The 18,860-nt window shown below is 35.8% G+C and carries 19 protein-coding genes; 10 read left to right on the plus strand and 9 right to left on the minus strand.

What is annotated here, in order from left to right; translation table 11 throughout:
* The first annotated feature begins 68 nt into the window (after positions 1-68).
* Positions 69-446, plus strand: coding sequence for a YchJ family protein (locus tag AC52CF_RS17720; RefSeq protein ID WP_375181464.1), 378 nt, complete (start codon positions 69-71; stop codon positions 444-446).
* A 605-nt stretch (positions 447-1,051) separates the two neighbouring features.
* Here AC52CF_RS17720 and AC52CF_RS17725 read toward each other — a convergent pair.
* Positions 1,052-1,552, minus strand: a complete 501-nt coding sequence (locus tag AC52CF_RS17725; protein WP_087711621.1) for an FKBP-type peptidyl-prolyl cis-trans isomerase — start codon at positions 1,550-1,552, stop codon at positions 1,052-1,054.
* 80 nt (positions 1,553-1,632) lie between these two features.
* On the minus strand, positions 1,633-1,884 hold the full coding sequence (locus tag AC52CF_RS17730) for a VF530 family protein (protein ID WP_375181463.1): 252 nt from the start codon (positions 1,882-1,884) through the stop codon (positions 1,633-1,635).
* A gap of 121 nt (positions 1,885-2,005) precedes the next feature.
* On the opposite strand from AC52CF_RS17730, the gene AC52CF_RS17735 reads away from it, so the two are divergent.
* From AC52CF_RS17735 to AC52CF_RS17760, 6 genes are all read left to right on the plus strand, one after another.
* Entirely contained in the window at positions 2,006-3,100 is a 1,095-nt protein-coding gene (locus AC52CF_RS17735; RefSeq protein ID WP_214588529.1) for a sensor histidine kinase, read from the plus strand.
* 8 nt (positions 3,101-3,108) lie between these two features.
* The gene (locus tag AC52CF_RS17740; RefSeq protein WP_214588528.1) at positions 3,109-3,783 is read left to right on the plus strand and encodes a LytR/AlgR family response regulator transcription factor; all 675 of its coding nucleotides are present in this window, start codon (positions 3,109-3,111) and stop codon (positions 3,781-3,783) included.
* A 228-nt stretch (positions 3,784-4,011) separates the two neighbouring features.
* Entirely contained in the window at positions 4,012-4,764 is a 753-nt protein-coding gene (locus tag AC52CF_RS17745; RefSeq protein ID WP_250902092.1) for a dioxygenase family protein, read from the plus strand.
* A 131-nt stretch (positions 4,765-4,895) separates the two neighbouring features.
* On the plus strand, positions 4,896-5,537 hold the full coding sequence (locus tag AC52CF_RS17750; RefSeq protein WP_214588527.1) for a pirin family protein: 642 nt from the start codon (positions 4,896-4,898) through the stop codon (positions 5,535-5,537).
* Positions 5,538-5,558: 21 nt separating this feature from the next.
* Positions 5,559-6,593 (plus strand): T9SS type A sorting domain-containing protein, encoded by a 1,035-nt coding sequence (locus AC52CF_RS17755; protein ID WP_214588526.1) that lies wholly within the window; start codon positions 5,559-5,561, stop codon positions 6,591-6,593.
* A 93-nt stretch (positions 6,594-6,686) separates the two neighbouring features.
* A complete protein-coding gene (locus AC52CF_RS17760) occupies positions 6,687-7,187 on the plus strand; it encodes a hypothetical protein (protein WP_214588525.1) in 501 nt (166 codons plus the stop codon).
* 100 nt (positions 7,188-7,287) lie between these two features.
* Here AC52CF_RS17760 and AC52CF_RS17765 read toward each other — a convergent pair whose 3' ends face one another.
* Together AC52CF_RS17765 and AC52CF_RS17770 are read right to left on the minus strand one after the other, a co-directional pair.
* Entirely contained in the window at positions 7,288-8,313 is a 1,026-nt protein-coding gene (locus tag AC52CF_RS17765) for an LLM class flavin-dependent oxidoreductase (RefSeq protein ID WP_496517518.1), read from the minus strand.
* A gap of 125 nt (positions 8,314-8,438) precedes the next feature.
* Positions 8,439-10,580, minus strand: coding sequence for a S9 family peptidase (locus AC52CF_RS17770; RefSeq protein ID WP_496517519.1), 2,142 nt, complete (start codon positions 10,578-10,580; stop codon positions 8,439-8,441).
* Between the two features lie 1,134 nt (positions 10,581-11,714).
* Between AC52CF_RS17770 and AC52CF_RS17775 the strand changes: the two genes are divergently transcribed.
* Together AC52CF_RS17775 and ygiD are read left to right on the plus strand one after the other, a co-directional pair.
* A complete protein-coding gene (locus tag AC52CF_RS17775) occupies positions 11,715-12,227 on the plus strand; it encodes a YceI family protein (RefSeq protein WP_496517520.1) in 513 nt (170 codons plus the stop codon).
* A gap of 77 nt (positions 12,228-12,304) precedes the next feature.
* Complete coding sequence (ygiD, locus tag AC52CF_RS17780; protein ID WP_496517521.1) at positions 12,305-13,132, plus strand: 4,5-DOPA-extradiol-dioxygenase; 828 nt, start codon at positions 12,305-12,307, stop codon at positions 13,130-13,132.
* 57 nt (positions 13,133-13,189) lie between these two features.
* Here ygiD and AC52CF_RS17785 read toward each other — a convergent pair whose 3' ends face one another.
* The 5 genes from AC52CF_RS17785 to hutH form a co-directional block, all read right to left on the minus strand.
* Complete coding sequence (locus AC52CF_RS17785) at positions 13,190-13,456, minus strand: hypothetical protein (protein WP_214588520.1); 267 nt, start codon at positions 13,454-13,456, stop codon at positions 13,190-13,192.
* A gap of 256 nt (positions 13,457-13,712) precedes the next feature.
* A complete protein-coding gene (locus tag AC52CF_RS17790) occupies positions 13,713-15,209 on the minus strand; it encodes a S8 family peptidase (RefSeq protein ID WP_214588519.1) in 1,497 nt (498 codons plus the stop codon).
* 104 nt (positions 15,210-15,313) lie between these two features.
* Positions 15,314-15,760, minus strand: coding sequence for a GNAT family N-acetyltransferase (locus tag AC52CF_RS17795; protein WP_496517522.1), 447 nt, complete (start codon positions 15,758-15,760; stop codon positions 15,314-15,316).
* Positions 15,761-15,931: 171 nt separating this feature from the next.
* Positions 15,932-16,393 carry a DUF2059 domain-containing protein gene (locus AC52CF_RS17800; RefSeq protein WP_214588517.1) on the minus strand — a complete coding sequence of 154 codons (462 nt, stop codon included), beginning with the start codon at positions 16,391-16,393 and terminating at the stop codon, positions 15,932-15,934.
* A gap of 14 nt (positions 16,394-16,407) precedes the next feature.
* Positions 16,408-17,895: a histidine ammonia-lyase gene (hutH, locus tag AC52CF_RS17805; RefSeq protein WP_214588516.1), complete on the minus strand. Its 1,488-nt coding sequence runs from the start codon at positions 17,893-17,895 to the stop codon at positions 16,408-16,410.
* Between the two features lie 133 nt (positions 17,896-18,028).
* Here hutH and AC52CF_RS17810 point away from each other — a divergent pair, with 133 nt between their 5' ends.
* A complete protein-coding gene (locus AC52CF_RS17810) occupies positions 18,029-18,790 on the plus strand; it encodes a hypothetical protein (RefSeq protein WP_496517523.1) in 762 nt (253 codons plus the stop codon).
* Positions 18,791-18,860: the final 70 nt, after the last annotated feature.

An 18,860-nucleotide genomic window follows, 5' to 3' on the forward strand; every position in this document is an offset into this window, starting at 1 on the left:
CAAAAGATAAAAATTCTTGAATTCGTGGTTAGCAAAAAGTGTAAATTTGTTTCTTAAAATTTAAAACAATGAACTGTCCCTGCTGTTCCGGAAAGACCTACGAAGAATGCTGTAAACCTTATCATACAAAAGAAAAATTTGCTCCGACCTCAGAAGCATTGATGCGCTCAAGATTTTCCGCGTTTGCGATTCCGAACGGAAAATATTTAATGGAAACCACTTCGCCGAGTAAAAGGCAGTTTCACAATACGAAAGATTTACAGGAATGGGGAGAAATTAATGAGTGGACAAAACTGGAAATTGTAAATAAGCCTTCTATGAATAAAGTGGAATTCAAAGCTTTTTACACCGATGAAAGCGGAGGAAACCATGTTCATCACGAATTATCTACCTTTAAAATGATCCAGAACCGCTGGTTTTATGTGAGCGGTGAATTTCTTGATTAGATTGACCTCAGTTCGGGATAAGAAATAAATTTAAACAATTGATTTATTGCATTATATTAATTTATCGCAAAGAAAAACAAAAGATTTTTTTTTACTTATTGAAAGTTGGTAAGCTAAACAAAGGCACTTCGTTTATTTAAAAAATACAAAATGGTATTACTTTGATAAGTTTTACGCCTTTGTATATCTTAAAAGCTAAATTCCTGATAATTGAATCGCTTTGTTTAACCTTGCGTTTAAGAAGACTTATCATGAACTCAGGTTAGATTAAAAAATTTCCCACTAATTTCACAGATTATTGATTCTCAAAATGAAAAATTTTTATGATTACCCGCTATTAAACATACTGTTTTTTTTAACGCAAAGAACTCGCAAAGATTCTTTATATAATAACTGTTTTTAAGTTCGCAAGGGCGTTTCACTCAGCAAAGAACTCAAAGATTTTTCCAATTATGACAAATTACGGACAATCATAAAAATATTTGATTTTCGGCTTATATGTTCTAAAATATTTCCAAAGATTTGAACTGAAAACTATGTGAATTATGTGTCAAAAAAAATGTCCGGCATTTCTGCCAGACATTCATATTTTATTGAGAAAACTCTTAGTGAGCTTCGTTTCCGTCTACTCCATGAGCGTGACCGTGAGACAACTCTTCTTCCGTTGCAGGACGTGTGTTTAAGATTTCAACCTGGAAATCTAACGTTTTCCCAGCCATCGGGTGATTAAGATCTGCCACTACAGCTTCCGGAGTTACCTCAACCACAATTGCCTGAAAGTTATTCCCCTGATTGTCGGATAAAGGTAAAATGGCTCCTACAGGCGGAATTCCTGCTTCCTGGAACATATCGATCGGCAACTGAGCAATTGCATCAGGCTGTCTTTCACCATAAGCTTCTTCAGGCTTAATCGTAAAATCAGCTTTATCTCCAGCTTGTAAGCCGTGGATATTCTGTTCAAATTTTGGAATCATCATTCCTACTCCATACAAAAATGTAAGTGGATTTTCTGCTGTTGTTTCTTCTACAAGAATTTTACTTCCATCCGGCTCAATAGTATGTAGGATATACTTTACAGCTACAACGTGATTGTTTTCGATTGTCATATTTTATTCTTTTTTCGTGATTGTTTTCACGATTAACGGCACAAAGATACTGTTTTTGAAATCATTGACCGAAGAAATATCTATCTGTCTTTTTTTCTTTCGCTGCGTTTTTTCTCTCGCTGCACAAAAAGGTATAAACTTTCCACTTTGGCTCTTGCCCAGTCGGTTTTTCTTAAAAATTTCAGAGAAGAATTAATACTGGGATTGTCTGTAAAACATCGGATGTTGATCTGTTCGCAAAGTTTTTCAAAACCGTTATAATATTCCACCAATTCTTCAAGAATAGCATCTAGTCTTTTTCCGTGAAGGGGATCTTTAGATTGTTGTTCCATGCTGTAAAAGTAGAGAATTTGTATCGGATGACAAACAGATGACTTTTAGACAAAATAAAAAAACGCCCACTGTTTTAATAATTTTCGACAAATTCTAAATCGAATTTAATAATTTAGTTCAATGAAAAAGCTTTTACCACACATTATCCTCATTCCTCTACTTCTCACGATCCCGATTGTTTCTTCTCCGGATTTTGACGGGACACTGTCTGTCTTCAGGGTTCCTCCTTTTCAAAGGGAGTTTATTCGTTTTGTGCTGGTGATTATCTTTTTTTATGTAAATCTTAACATTTTTCTTCCGAAATTTTACCGGCAGAAAAAACATATCGCTTTTCTACTCTCTAGTTCGATATCTTTCGGTGTAATGGTGTTTTTACCTTATTATATATCATCAGGAAATAATTTTACGAGTGTTCCCTCTCAAATGCATAAGGAACCACAAGAAATGCCACCTAAAAATAATTTATTTCCGCAGCCACCAATGGATGGAAGACCTCCTTTTGATAATTCCGGTCCCAAACGAAATGACAGTTCTTACCTTCAGATAATTTTTGCTTCACTGCTGCCATTTCTTTTTTCGTTCTTATCCTCATTCTTTATTTATAGAAGTAATGAGAAAGAGGAACTGGAAAAATTAAAGGCAAAAGCTGAACTGTTGAATTTAAAATATCAGCTGCAGCCTCATTTTCTGTTCAATATTTTGAATTCTATCTATTCTCTGGCTTTGTTAAAATCTGACGATACGCCTGAAGGAGTTTTAAAACTTTCTAATGTAATGCGTTATGTGGTGCAGGAAAGCAGTAAAGATTTTGTTGAATTAAGTCAGGAAATCGAATACATAAAAGATTATATTTCGCTTCAGCTGATAAGAACAGACAGCAGTTTAGATTTTTCCTATACGGAGATTGGAGAAACGCAGGGATTGAAAATTGCGCCTTTTATTTTGGTTAATTTTATCGAAAATGCATTTAAATACGGTTTTAATGCGGAAAAAAATTCTAAAATTTATGTAAAAGCTGTAGTTCAGGAAGGTACTTTAAATTTTAATGTATTCAATAATATTGTGAACGAAAACATAACGGATGAAAACAGCCTGAAAGTGGGACTGAAAAATACGATTGAACATCTGCAGCAGATTTATGGAGAAAAACAGACTCTCATAATAAATAATGACAGAAAAACGTACGAAGTGGATTTAAAAATAAATTTAGTCTGAAAAGTATTATGATAAAAGCAATTGCACTGGATGATGAGATTCTCGCGCTTAAAATTATTGAGAATTATGCCGGAAAAATTGAAAATCTTTCTCTGGAAAAAACTTTCAATATACAAAGCGAAGCACAGAAGCACCTCAACAAATATCCTGTTGATCTGATTTTTCTGGATATCGAAATGCCTTCCAGAAACGGAATGGATTTTTATAAAAGTATTTCTCAAAATATAAAGGTTATTTTCACCACTGCTTATTCTGAATATGCAGTGGATGCTTTCAGTATCAATGCGATAGATTATTTATTAAAACCTTTTTCTTTTGATCGATTTAAAGCGGCTGTGGATAAAGTAAAAGTGAATAATGAATCTGCTGATGTAAAATATCTTTCCATCCGTGCAGATTATAAACTTCATAAAATTAATTTTGATGATATTATTTTGATCGAAGGTTTAGACGATTACATTCAGATTCATCTTGCAGATCATTCCAAGATTACCGCACGTTCTTCTATGAAAAATATTCTGGAAAAACTTTCAGAAAAAGACTTTATACGAGTTCACCGCTCTTATATTGTTCCCATAAACCTGATTAAAACAATTGTAAACCGGAATATCCACATTGGGGAATTTATCATTCCGATTGGGGAAACATATAAAGATACAGTGATGAAACTGGTAAATAAATGATTTTATTCATCTTAAACTACCCCTCCAAAGGAGGTAATTTCTATTCGGCAAATTTTTGCTATTCCTTTCATATTATTCTTAATATTTCTTAAAAAAAATTCATTTACCGACACATTTTTACTGTTTACCTCATAAATTTCATAAGCTTTTTTTTTCAAAATATATTTGATACAGAAATTGATAATTGAATCAATACCATTCAAATAGTAACCTTTAAAAAAACATATTATGAAAACAATAGACAGAAAAGGGTTTTTAAAAACTCTTGGTTTGGCAGGTGTTACTGCGGTAGCAGCTCCTATTTTGATACATTGCGGAAGTGATGACGATATCGCGGATACCACAACGAGCTCATCTTCAGGTTCAGGTTCTTCTTCCGGATCATCTTCAACAGGATGTTCTGTTACCAATTCCGAGACTGAAGGTCCTTTTCCTACCAAATCACCTTCTACACTTGTACAGACTAATATTGTAGGAGACAGAACTGGTGTTCCGTTCACGATTACAATTACCGTTCAGAATACCAATGCAAGCTGTGCCAATCTTCAGGGAGCTATTGTTGATATCTGGCATTGTGATAAAGAAGGAAATTATTCTGAATATGGAGGAACAGCGATGCAGTCTGCCAATTATACGTCATACCATTTCCTTAGAGGAAGGCAGACAACCGATGCCAACGGAAAAGTTTCTTTCACAAGTATATTTCCGGGATGGTACAGCGGAAGAGCCACTCACATTCATGTTCATATTTATAATTCTGCAGGGCAATCTCTTCTGGTAACGCAGATTGCATTTCCGGAAGGAAATGACAGCGCAGTGGTTCAGGTAGCTTCAAGTACAGGATATAAAGGAATGAACGGATATACTTATAATGCAAGTGATAATGTATTCAGCGACGGAACATCTAATGAAATGTCTACGATTACAGGAAGTGTAAGCGCGGGATATGCTCTTACCCATACGATAAAAGTTTCGGCTTAGTAAAAATAAAACAGAGGTTGTTTACTATTAGTTTATTAGTTTTCCACAAAAAGCACAGATTTACGCGGGTGTGAAGTGATTAGATGTGTTTATCTGTGCAGTGTGGAATTCCTCAAAAAAATTCAATCAAAATGTTAGTTCAAAGTCCATCCAGAATTTTTAAATCTGATCTTTCCGTCTGGAGGAAAGAAAACTCATATGTTCTGAACGAGATGACTCCCGATGAACAGTCAGGATTGCACAAAATAACAGAAGTTGTTTTCGAGGAAAACGGAACATTTGATTTTAAATATCAAAAAAGTTCTACTGTTCTCATCATTGTGCTCTTCGGCGAAATTTACATTAACGATTTTGAGAAACCTCTTTCTCCAGAAAATATTTTTACTTTAAAGTCTGAAGAAGGTAATATGCTGAACATTAGAAATAACAAATCGGATGAGAAAGCCGACATTCTGATTTTTGAACTAAAAAGTATTAAAAAAGATAATTTCTTCAGCATTGAAAATCTGAATATAGACCGTAGAAATCATTTGATACAGATTTCTGAAAAACTGGAATATCCCAATTTCATAGGATTGTATGAAGGAAGAAAAGAAGAGGAATATGCTCTTCATCACAAGGGAAAATCAATTTTCGGAATGGTGATTAACGGTGCTTTTGAATTTCAGAACAGACTTTTAGAAACCAGAGACGCGATCATCATTTCTGAAATCGAAACTCTGGAATTTGAAGCATTAAGTGAAAATGCCCTTTTACTTTTCCTTGAAGTTTAATTTAAAATAAAAACTAAATACATGGACAGAAAAAATTTTTTAAAAAACTCATTCGGACTGGCAGGAATAGCTGTTGCTGCGCCTGTTCTTCTCCGATCGGAAATTTTTCATGAGGAAATGCTGCCCGAAAAATCTTCTCAAAATGTTTTAACCTGCAGTGTAACCAATTCAGAAACAGAGGGTCCTTTTCCTACACATACTCCGTCGAGTCTGGTACAAACCAATATTGTGGGAGACAGAACCGGAGTTGCCTTTACGATGAATATTTATATAAAAAATACCAACGGAAACTGCGCTGCCTATCAAGGAGTTCTGGTAGACGTTTGGCATTGTGATAAAGACGGAAACTATTCCGAATACGGAGGTACAGCAATGCAGGCTGCAAATTACACCAACAATCATTTTCTTCGCGGAAGACAGACCACGGATGCAAACGGACTTGTAAGTTTCACGAGCATATTTCCGGGATGGTATCAGAGCAGAGCCACCCACATTCATGTTCATATTTACAAAGCAGACGGAACTTCTCTTCTGGTTACTCAGATTGCTTTTCCGGAAGGAACAAGCAGTGCTGTTTATAATGTGAATGTCAACGGAACTTCATACGGCTATACAAAAGGAATGACAGGATATACTTATAATGCCAGTGACAATGTATTTTCAGACGGAACCAGCAATGAGATGAGTACGATAACAGGCTCTTTATCAGCAGGATATATTTTAACTCATACCATTTATGTAGCAGGAGCCGTTTTAGGAACTCAGGAAGCAACAAACACCAAAAATTTTAATGTGGGACAGAATTATCCAAATCCTTTCAGAGAAGAGACTATTTTCCCGATTACTCTTAACGAAAGATCAACAGTAAGTATTGAACTGTTTGATGTAAGCGGAAAAAAACTTTTCAGTGTCATCGACAAGCAAAAACTTGCATCCGGAAGTCAGCAGATCAAAATGACCAAAAACCAATTAAAATCCGGAATGTATATCGCAAAAATTACGATTGATAATACGAAAGGAACGTTTACAGAGAATCTTAAAGTTCTTGTAAACTGATCCACTTATTGAGTATTAGATATTTTTCATATCAATTTTGTTTAGGATCAGGGCAGAATTATTAAAAGCTGCCCTGTTTTATTAAAATTTAAAATGATGAAGGCTAAAATAAAACTTGCATTCAGGATTGTAATTGATCAGAATTCTGAAATTGTCTGGGATAGATACATCTTTGAAGACACGTATTTTGAATATAAAATTCAACATCAGGTTTTCGATGATAAAGAAAACCCGGTAAAGAATTACTGGGAATTGCTGAGAAAAAATCCTCATGCAGAAAGAATTCCATTTTTACTGAGTTCAGCAGTGGTGAACTATGTTGCCCAGCTTAACGGTGAGATCAGAAGTCTTCCGGATGTTTTGGGAAATACTTTTTTCCCGATTGAAAATTTCAAACTGGATCTCATCAGTTCCAATGTGGAAGATCCTTCAAAGCATAAAATAGGTTTGACTTTTTACACCCCTGAATTATTGCTGATTGATATTATCGACAATAAGTATCTTTTAAGCAAAAACACTTCAGGAGACTCTTTTGAAACGTTTATGTTTGCTTTTCATCCACAGGTTGCAATAGCTTCTTATACAGCTTTATAATTTATATTGATTAATTTCTAAACAACAGGACGTTGTTTCATTTTTACAGATGATTTTTATTAAAGAGAAACCTCCGCTGAAATTCAGCGAAGGTTTTGTTTTAAAGATCTTTGACAAGTGGTTTTACTTCTTTGCCAAACAGTTCGATAGATTTCATCATAAGATCATGCTCCGGAGCTCCCACATCCATGTGTCCGATAAATCTTGTAATGCCGAAAATTTCTTTCAGGTAAGCAATTTTATCTGCCACTTCTTTAGGATTACCGATGAACAACGCTCCTTCTTTGCTTCTTCCGCCGTCATACTGCATTTTGGTGTAAGGAGCCCAACCTCTGGAAGAACCGATTCTGTCCATCTGCGATTTATAATTGTGGAAATACCCTTCAATCACTTCAGGATCATCACTTACAAAAGTATGCGAATGAACGGCGATCTGCATTTTGGAAACATCATGACCTTCTTTTTTATATTCCTGTTTGTAGAATTCAATTAAATTTCTGAATTGTACCGGCATTCCTCCAATAATTGCCACCACTAAAGGCATTCCCAATTCCGCGGCACTTAAAACCGACTGCGGAGTTCCGCCGACTGCTCTCCAGATGGGCAGTTTTCCGTCATTTTTTGCTCTCGGATAAACGGTTTGATTCTGCATAGGTGCACGAAGTTTTCCTTTCCAGGTTACATTTTCCTGAGAATTGATTTTGAGCAGTAAGTCTAATTTTTCATCAAAAAGTTCCTCATAATCGTTTAAAGAATATCCATATAAGGGAAATGATTCAATGAAACTTCCTCTTCCAACGAAAATTTCAGCACGACCGTCTGAAATTAAATCCAGAGTCGAGAAATCTTCATATACTTTTACAGGTTCTGATGAACTTAAAACCGTAACACCACTCGCTAATTTTATATTTTTTGTAATACCTGCCGCTGCAGCCAGAACGATTTCCGGAGAAGAAACCGCATAATCGGGACGGTGATGTTCTCCCATGGCAAAAACATCAATTCCCACCTCATCCATGAATTTTATCTGCTCCAGAATTTCACGAATCTTTACACCTGCATCTTTATATTTTCCTGTTGTCTGGTCGAAAGCAAGATCGCCAAACATTCCTATTCCTAATTCCATATTGTTGATTTTATAGTACAAATTTACGGCAACCGAAAATCAGATGCATTGATGTTTGATAAGAATAGATTCTAAATAATTCTAAACAAAAAAATCCAGTCTATATTTACACTGGATTTTACTATTTACTTTTTCAGATTTTGGTCAAAATAATCCGTTACTTTCTGCATAAGATGTACTCTGTCTTTGCCGATCACGTTGTGCGGATGTCCCGGATATACAAAATAATCTAACTGAACACCATTATCAACCGCAGATTTAATAAATTTAACCGAATGCTGCCAAACCACAACATCATCCTGCGCTCCGTGAATCATTAATAATTTTCCTTTCAGATTCTGAACTTTATCCAGAAGATTGGCTGTTGCATAACCTTGTGGATTTTCCTGCGGAGTATCCATGTATCTTTCGCCATACATAATTTCGTACATACTCCAGTCGATTACGGGTCCTCCTGCAACGCCCACTTTGAAAACATCCGGCTTACGAAGCATGAAACTTGTTGTCATAAATCCTCCGAAGCTCCATCCATGAATTCCCATTCTTTCGGAATCTACGTAAGGAAGAGATTTTAAATACTCTACTCCTTTCATCTGGTCGTTCATTTCTGTGGTTCCCAGATTTCTGAAAACTGCCTGCTCGAATTTCAACCCACGGTTAGAAGAACCTCTTCCGTCCATCGTGAATATGATGTATCCGTTTTGAGCCATGTATTCGTACCAAAGATTTCCGGATGCCGGGAAAGAATTGGTTACTAATTGTAAATGCGGACCGTTGTATAAATAAACGATCACCGGATATTTTTTATTTTGATCAAAATTGGTCGGAAGAATCATTTTGCCATACAAAATTGTTCCGTCGTCGGCTTTTAAATTGATATTTTTAATTTCCGGACGCTGATAATTTTTCAGGGTATTTTCAGCGGTCAGAAGATTGTTTGTTTTTAAAGTATTCGTATTAATGATGTTGGCAACTCTTGGTGTATCGGCGTTGCTGTAGACATCATACAGGAAATTTCCGTCACTGCTTAACACTCCGGAATGAACTCCTTCTGCGTTATCCATTCTCTGCATTTTGAAATTTGTCCAGTTGATTCTGTACAAATGCTTTTCCAACGGAGTTTCTTTGGTGGATGTAAAATAGATTTCATTTTTCTTTTCATTGAAACCTAAAATATCCGTTACCAGCCAATCTCCTTTTGTAATCTGTGCAACAAGTCCTTTTTCCAGACTGTAATGGAATAAATGGTTGTATCCTGTTCTCTGGCTCTGCCAGATGAAATCTGTAGTGGAATTCGGGAAGAACGTTAAAGGATGTTGAGGTTCCACATATTTATCGCTGCTTTCTTCGAATAGAGTTTTCACTAAATTTCCTGTCGAAGCATCATATTGATTCATTTTCAGGTAATTCTGTCCTCTGTTCAGAACGCCTACAAAAATATATTTTGAATCCGGACTCCAGGTAACAGCCGTTAAGTACTGATCTTTTTCGCCTGCAATATTTAAGAAGGTTGTGTTCTGAGTTTTAATGTTGAAAACTCCCAGCGTTACCTGATGAGACGTTTTCCCCGCCATCGGATATTTAATGTTATGATTTACAGCAGGTGTTACAGACCAGTCGATAATCGGATAATCTGCAACCATCTTCTGATCCATTCTGTAGAATGCCACGCTCTCTGAATTTGGAGCCGGGAAAATTCCGGTATCAATTCCGAATTCGTTTCGGTGAACATTGGAAGCTCCATTCAGAATATTTTCATCGGTATCATTGGTTACTGCAATGGTTTTTCCGTTTTTATTAACAAATAAATTATTCTTTACGGTAAATGCAAAAGTCTGGTTATCCCCAAAAATCTTCATATTGGCAGCATTTTCGTCCAAAGCAACAGAATTTTTTGTTTTCCAGTCGCTGCCGGATTTTTCTACCCATACCATTTTTCCGCCGGAATTGAAATATCCCTGAGAATTGCTGATGAATTTAATCTGTGGAACTGCTTTGAATTTATTGTCTGTTAAATTCTTATTCAGTTGAGATAAAGAAACCAGCGTATCCTGTTTGTTAGTTTTCAGATCGGTGATTAAATATCCGCCTTTTACCGCCTGAATATAAGATTTCCCATCTGCAGACCATGAAAACTGCGAGATGTTTTTAACGGCTAAGTTGGTTCTCATCCCATTAACTGCCTCCGCCATTGTGTATTTTTGGGTCTGCGCAAATGTACTACCTCCAAAAACCAGCATCCATAAAGATAATTTATATAATTTCATTGTATAAAATTGAATCCTTCAAAAATAAGAAATAAATATCAATGGTTAAGAAGTGTTAAAGCAAAATGGGAGTTTGGTTTTTTGTTGGTTGTTGATGGCTGTTTTCGGTTGTTTATTTTGAATTTATTTGAAGTAATTTCAAATCTTATTAAATGACAAAGTGAGACTTTTGCTTTATTGAGATTTCTCCGTCACAATGACTGGGTTAGAATTTTAACGCAAAATACGCAAAGGGATTATTTTAAATAATTAGGCGGATTTTCGTTCGCAACGACACAAGCTCAGCATAAACTATTCACTTAGCAAATGAACTGTATGTTTTTCGTTTTGTAAGAATATTTAAAATAATTTTAAATCATCCTAAATGATAACAGAAGCTCCTGTTTTATTGGGATTGCTTCGTTATAAGCATTGGTTGGAATTTTAACGCAAAATACGCAAAGGGATTTTATTTTAAGGATTTTGCGGATTTTCGGGCGCAACGGCACTTCGACAAGCTCAGCATAAACTAAACTTGTCTAAACTTTTTTACCGCAAAAGATGCAAAAGATTGTAACACTTTAGTTGTTTAAATTTAATACTTAAATGGAAAAAAGAGCACATAAGTTTTAAAAAAAATCAAAGATTTTTTCTCTTTGCAGACTTTTGAAATACTTTGAATAAATCCAATAAAGACTTTTGTGTACGATTTTTTGAGACTGCTTCGTCGCTTCAGAACTACGTTCGCAGACCTTCAGTTTGTCCGTAGTGACGGGTAATGAATAACCGGTTTCAATCCTAGCCGTGATTGCAGCATTTGTCTGAGCTCATTTCTTTAGTTTCGGCGCGGCTCCGCCGCGCCGAAACTAAAGAAATAGCGAGTGCGGAAAGCGCGATAAAGCTCCTTGATTGAGTTGGAGAGTTTTTAAGTTGGGGAGTTGGAGGGTTTGAGCGTGTGAGTGTTTAAGAGTGTGAGTGTATGAGAATTTAAAGTTGTTTTGCTTTTTCCTTAAAAATATCTTTAAGATTTTGTTTCGTTGAAACAACAGGATTATGAAAAATACAAAGAACATCATTTCTTATCCTACGTCAATGATTTGTACCTCTTCTCTGATCTAAATTTGCAGTATAATTAACAACAAAAATATTAATACAATGGCAACAAAATGGAACCTAGATCCTGCTCACAGTGAAATTACTTTTAAAGTAAAACACATGATGATCTCTAATATCAAAGGAAACTTTACAGATTTTACGGCTGAAATTGATGCGGAAGACGATACTTTTGCGAATGCTAAAACAACAGCAACTATTCAGACAGCTTCTATCTCTACGCACAATACAGACAGAGATAACCATTTAAGATCTGCTGAATTCTTTAACGCTGAAGCCAATCCAACCATTACTTTCGAATCTTCTGCTGTAAACAATGAAGTAACAGGAAATTTAACGATTAACGGAATTACGAAGCCTGTAACGCTTGATGTGGATTTCAACGGAATTAATGTTGATCCGTGGGGAAATACAAAGGCAGGTTTCTCTTTCGAAGGGAAAATCAACAGAAAAGATTTCGGACTGAACTGGAATGCTGCTCTTGAAGCGGGAGGTGTAATGGTAAGCGAAGAAGTAAAAATCGCCGGAGAATTACAGTTTGTAAAACAAGCATAAAACATAAAAAAATCAAGGTAAAAGAGCAAAGGAAAGTTATATTACCTTTGCTCTTTTCTGTTTTCGAGAATAAAAAAATGAACCTCAACGATTTACAAAACATCAGCGAAAATTTTAATAATACCGAGAAAATGCCTGTTCTTTTTCTGGGACACGGTTCGCCGATGAATGCTATTGAAGAAAACCAGTTTGTACAGGGTTTCCGAAAAGCTGCGGCTGAAATTCCGAAACCGAACGCTATTCTCTGTATTTCGGCTCACTGGTTTACACAGGGAACGAAAGTAACGGCAATGGAAATGCCGAGAACGATTCATGATTTTGGAGGTTTTCCGCAGGCTTTGTTTGATGTACAGTATCCGGCTCCGGGAAATCCTGAACTGGCAAAAGAAACTGTAGAATTACTGGCTCCGGTTGTGGTGGAAGAAGATCATAATTGGGGACTGGATCATGGAGCATGGTCGGTGATTAAACATATGTATCCGAATGCAGATATTCCTGTTATTCAGATGAGTATTGATTATACAAAATCTCCGCAATATCATTTTGATTTAGCTAAGAGACTCAATAAGCTCCGCGAAAAAGGAATTTTAATTATCGGAAGCGGAAACATAGTTCATAATTTGAGACTGATCGACTGGAGAAACATCAATACCGTCGGCGCCGGCTGGGACTGGGCGATTGAAGCCAGAGAGAAAACCAACAACTGGCTTTTGGACGGAAATTTCCGGAACATCATCGATTACCAGAAACAGGGAACTTCGCTTCTATATGCAGTTCCTTCTCCGGATCATTATCTTCCTCTGATCTATACTTTAGGACTGAAGGAGAAATCTGAAAGCCTCAGTTTATTTAATGATGAATTAATTGGAGGATCTCTGAGTATGACGAGCGTGAGAATAGGATAAAAAAAACGGAAGATAATTTTTCTTCCGCTTTCTTTTTTATTAAGGGTAATGCTGTTATTACAATCTTTGGATACCAACAACATGAGGTTGTCCGTTAATCGGAGCATAAATTTCTACAATAGCTTCCCAAACTACCTCAGAAGGCGGCATTGAAGCAAGACATTTGTAACGGTAGTTTGTTCCGTTTACCAATTGTGTAGATACCGATTGAGGATTATAGTGTACGCCTACAAATCCTTGCATTGCTTCATTAAATACTTTTTTATCTTCCGGTGTTAAAGGATGATAAGCTGTCCAGCCTCCTACTAATTCTTTTGTTTCCATGATTAATTATATTTTGTGTTCCTACTCTTTTGGCTTTTCGGATTTCGCCCCGTTTGAATGGTTTCTGGTCTCCAGGATTATTAAGTTTTGTTTGTGATCACACTTCAAAGTTACCACGTTTAAAATAAATATGTTAGCGTAGATTTACTCATTTTTTTAACTAAGTAGAAATACTTAATAGAATGATTCAGGAGAAATAAAAAAAGGAATATTGTTAATTAACAATACTCCCTTTTCTCTATTTTTGTTTGAATTTTTACTGAACTGCCTGTAACACATTGATATTTCCGTATCCGTAATCTGAGTTCGGAGTCGGATAATAGGTTGCAGACTGTCTCATTTTATTAATGACCTGATCTCTCGTCCATGAAGGATTTTTAGCCCAGACCAACGCCGCAATTCCTGCGGTGGAAGCCGTTGCTACGGAAGATCCTCCCACATAATCTGTTTGTCCGTTATAGTAACTCAGTACCGGAATATTGCTTCCCGAAGTTCTTTCCATCTGATAAGTAAAATCAATTTCGTTTCCTGAGTGGCAGACATCGCATTTCTGATTTGAAGTATTTTCTTTCACTCCTGTTATCGCTTGTGTTTCAGGCATCCATGCAGGAAAAATTACACCTACAAAATTGGTAAAACTGGTAGAAGTTCCACCTGCGCAGAAAATTAATTTTCCTTTTGAATACGCGTATTTTACCCCATCTTCAATTTTTCCGACAGAAAAGATATGTCCCATCGACATTGAAATAATTTTTACACTGTTATTATTTCCCAGTTCTGTAAAGGCAATTTTCACTCCGTTTTGCTCATGATATCCGTCCAGAACTACATTGGAAGCTGCTCTGTACGTTACCAGATTGGCATTGTAAGCCACACCAACCGGCTGTCCCTGATTATTTCTCGGAGCGGCGGCGGCAGAAGCCATGCTTGTTCCGTGTCCGCATTTGTCGGCAGAACCGTCGTATCCTGTACTCCACGGCCAGACTGAATCTACATACACTCCATTTTTGCTGATGGTTCTTCCTGTAGAAAGTCCGTTATTAAAGCTGCTTCCTAACAAAGACTGCTCCGGAGAAACACCGCTATCTATCACTCCTATCGTTACTCCAGCTCCTGTACTGTAACTCCATGCATTAATGATATTGTGTTTCGTGAATGACCATGGTGCTTTTGCATTAGGAGAAACGGTAGTATAATCTACGGCATTCAAAGCGGTAGATTCAAATCCGCATCCTGAAGAGCTGCTGCTGGATTTTGCAGTTGCCCCGAATTGTTTTTCGTTTTCAAAATAACGGTAATCTGCAGGTTCCAGATAACGGATGTTTTTCATTTTTCTGAGTGCAATCACCGTCTCCTGCTTCTCGATGGCAACATCAATCTGATTTAAATATTGATCCGAAGACAGTAAAATTCTGTCGGTCTTTCCTTCATATTTTTTAATCAGGTCTAAAATTTCGTTTTCAATGGCTTTGTTGTCTGCATCCAGACTTCTGTCGAAAGAAGAGCCAAATCCGATGGAAGCAATTTTATTTCCCTGAAAAATCCCGCTCCACAGAAAATGATCGGAAGATTCATTCCATGAAAATCTACCTTTTGTTTTGATGGTTTCGTTGATTTTTTCGTTGATCTGCTTTGCCGTTAAAGGATCTTTCTGAGTGATTTCTGTACTGGCAACATTGTTTTGAAGGTCGTCTCTGTTACATGAAGTAAAAACAAAGAACAACAATAAAAGGTAAAAAACATTTTTTCTCATATAAATACTATTTGATTGGTAAAACCAAGATATTAATTTACAATGAATTACCGAGCAACAGAATTTAAAAATTTATTATGCTTGAAATAATATTTCAAATTAAGTTACAAAACTTTTTCATAACAGACACTTTTATCAATTCCGATGTACTGTCCATAATTTGGAATTCTGGTGTAACCGCTCTTTTCATAAACGAACAATGCCTCATTCTGCTCGCGTGAGCTTTCCAGCACTGCTTTTGTATAATTAAATTCTTTTGCCCAGATTTCCAGTTCTTTAACGATGGCTGTTGCTAAACCTCTCTTTCTGAAATCAGGATTGGTGTACATTCTTTTAATTTCAACTGTTTCTTCGTTAAATTTTTTGAATGCTCCACAAGCTGCAGGAATTTCATCTATATAAATGACAATACAGTTTTTGATCATATCAATCTTGTTAAACTGATCGTAAAAACCATGATGTTCCCCATTACGAATGGCAAAATCCGCATCCAAAAGCTTTACTAAATTTTGAAAATCTTTATTGGAAGAATCTGTTCTTTTAATTGTCATGGCAATGGTTTTAGGCTAAATTAAAGATTTTGTTTTTAATTTTTAATACTTTTACAGTGGTGATGTTTTTTTTGAACACAAATGACATTAATATTTCACAATTCAACACAAATATTTTTTTTAAATCTTAAAAATAAAAAAGACTTCCATTTCCGGAAGTCTTTGTGTTATTTACTTATCTGATGAAGGCATTGGCGGTGGTGGAGATTGTAAATATCCTGAACTTTCTAAGTCAGCATTAACCGTTTGCATTACGCTCATCCCCCAATTTTTACTTTCATTTTGAATTTCAGTTATCATATCAAATGAATTTTGAATGAGTTTTTTACCTACTTCTGTTTTATAAAAAGCTAGTAATTCTTCAATTTCCTTTTCACTAAATCGACTGTCATATATGTTAATCACTTTATTCAAAAGATCATCAATATTAACTTTTCTTTCAATACTTTTCCAAGCGCTTTCAGGAACATGATTATATTTTTTCTTATAATCAGCAATAATATTTTTCTCGACTTCTTTATAAATAGGAAAAGTTCCATTTAAAGAAATAAGTTCTTTAATCTTATCTTGCTTTGTTTGTGAATAAGAATTTATACAAAACAAAATCATTGGTAATAAAATAATTTTTCTCATTTGTTTTTTTAAAATTAATTAACTATAAATTTTCTTTCATTTATCAATTCTGCGATTGCAAGCATGTCTTGTCCAATCAATCTGTCATCTTCAAGCTTAGCTACTTTTGAACGGAGAATTGCGAAGTTTTCTTCAATAATTTTTGAACATTTTGCTGGTCTTCGGAATTCTAAACCTTGTGCCGCAAACATAAGTTCAACCGCTAAAATATTGACCAAATTTCCAAGAACCTGATTGAATTTCCTTCCGGAAATACTTCCCATCGAAACATGATCTTCCTGTCCTAAACTCGTCGGAATAGAATCCGCAGAAGCCGGAAAACATAATGTTTTATTTTCCGTAACCAACGCAGCAGAAGTATACTGAGGAATCATAAATCCTGAATTTAAACCTGAACTTTCCGTTAGCAATCTTGGTAAGCCGTATTTTCCTTCCAGCAACAAGTAACTTCTTCTATCTGAAATATTTCCCAGTTCAGCAGCAGCTAAAGTTGCATAATCCAAAGGTAAAGCCATTAATTGTCCGTGGAAATTTCCTCCGGAAATAGATTCGTCCGCGCTTAAAACGATTGGATTATCCGTTACCGAATTCAGTTCTGTTTCTGCCATCATTTTCAGATGTTCGAATGCATTTCTGCTTGCTCCGTGAACCTGCGGAACACATCTCATAGAATACGGATCCTGAACACGGTCGCAGTATTCGTGTGCTTTAAGATTTTCAGAACTTTTTAAAAATTTAAGCATTCTTGCCGCTACTTTTTTACTTCCTTCAAACGGACGGATCTCATGCAGTTCTTTTTTAAACGGACTGGCTGAACCTCTGTATGCTTCAATACTCATTGCCGCCGTCATATCCGCAAGATCAAGCAAATATTCAAATTTTTCTAATCCTTTAATCGCATGAGCAAGAATAAACTGCGTTCCGTTGATTAATCCCAATCCTTCTTTCGGTCCTAAAACCAAAGGTTCGAGATTATTTTTTTCTAAAATTTCGGCTGTTTCAAAAATTTCATTTCCAACCCAAACTTTTCCCAGCCCTAAAAGCGGTAAAACAAGATGCGCCAAAGGAGCCAAGTCTCCCGAAGCTCCTACAGAACCCTGCTCCGGAACTACCGGAATAATATCTTTTTCCAGCATCAGGATCAATCTTTCGATCACTTCCAGAGAAACTCCGGAAAAACCTTTTGACAATGCATGAACTTTCGCTATCATCATAATTTTAGAAAGTTCTTTATCAATTGGTTTTCCTACACCTACCGCATGGGAAATAATTAAATTATATTGCAACTGCGCAGTTTCATCCGCCGATATTTTTGTATCGCAAAGAGGTCCGAAACCAGTATTGATTCCATAAACGCATCGGTCTGATTCTACAATCTGCTGTACATTTTTCTGGGATTTTAAAATCTGTTCTTTAGCGGTTTTGTTTAATTTAGCTTTATTTGGAGTTTTGCAGATCTCCAAAACATCATGGAAACTGAAAACATCTACACCGTATATCATTCTCAAAATTTTGTCTTAAAATTACGCATTTGGCAACGATTGGAAAAACTAAATTTCAACAGCATATATTTTTCTGAAAATAAGTGAATTAATTTGCTATTTTTACCGCAGAAATATAAAAATTAACATCCCCATGAAACTTAAAACTTTAGTGTTTACGCTGTTTTTGGTAAGCACAGCATCTTTCGCACAGAAAGTAAAATACTCCAAAGAAGAAATTAAAAAAATGAAACAGTACCTTTTTAACGAAGGTTTTAACGCTCCCTCTGTAAAAAAAACTTCTACCGTAATATTAAAGGACGGAACAACACACAAAGGTTTCTGCAGCAAAACAGATACGAAAAAAGGTCAGATTTTCGAGGTTACCCTGAAAGACAGCATTTCTAAAAAGCCATCGGTATTTGTTGCCGATAACATCAGCGAAATGTATCTGTATCCGAATGAGGCGGAAAAAGTCGGGAAAGTTTTTAAATACATGGGAAACATCAGAAATTATCAGACCAAGAAATTAAAAAACTCAACCACAAAAGACCGCATTCATTTTGTAAATCAGAATGTTTCCCTTAAAAATAAGAAGGAAGACAAAGAATTCTTAATGCAGGTCATCAATCCGGATTTTGATGATATTATTTCCGTATATCATGATCCGAGAGCAAAAGAAACCGGCGGATTTTCGGTGATGGGTTCTCCGCAGTTGGGAGGCGGCGTTACAAAATCCTACTACGTAAAAAAAGGAGACAAAGTGATGTGGCTTCATAAAGATGATTTCGAAGACAATTATGATTTTCTTTTTGGCGACAATCCTGAGTTTATGAAAAAATATCCTAAGAATTCTGTGGAATGGGATTATTTCAGCTTTTTAGTGTATCAGTATACAGAAATGACCCAAAGCTAAATTTTTAAGTACAAAAGAATAAATCGTTATAAAGAAACTGTTTAATTACAATCAATTTTAACAAACATTA

This window comes from Chryseobacterium sp. 2P, from assembly GCF_059579425.1.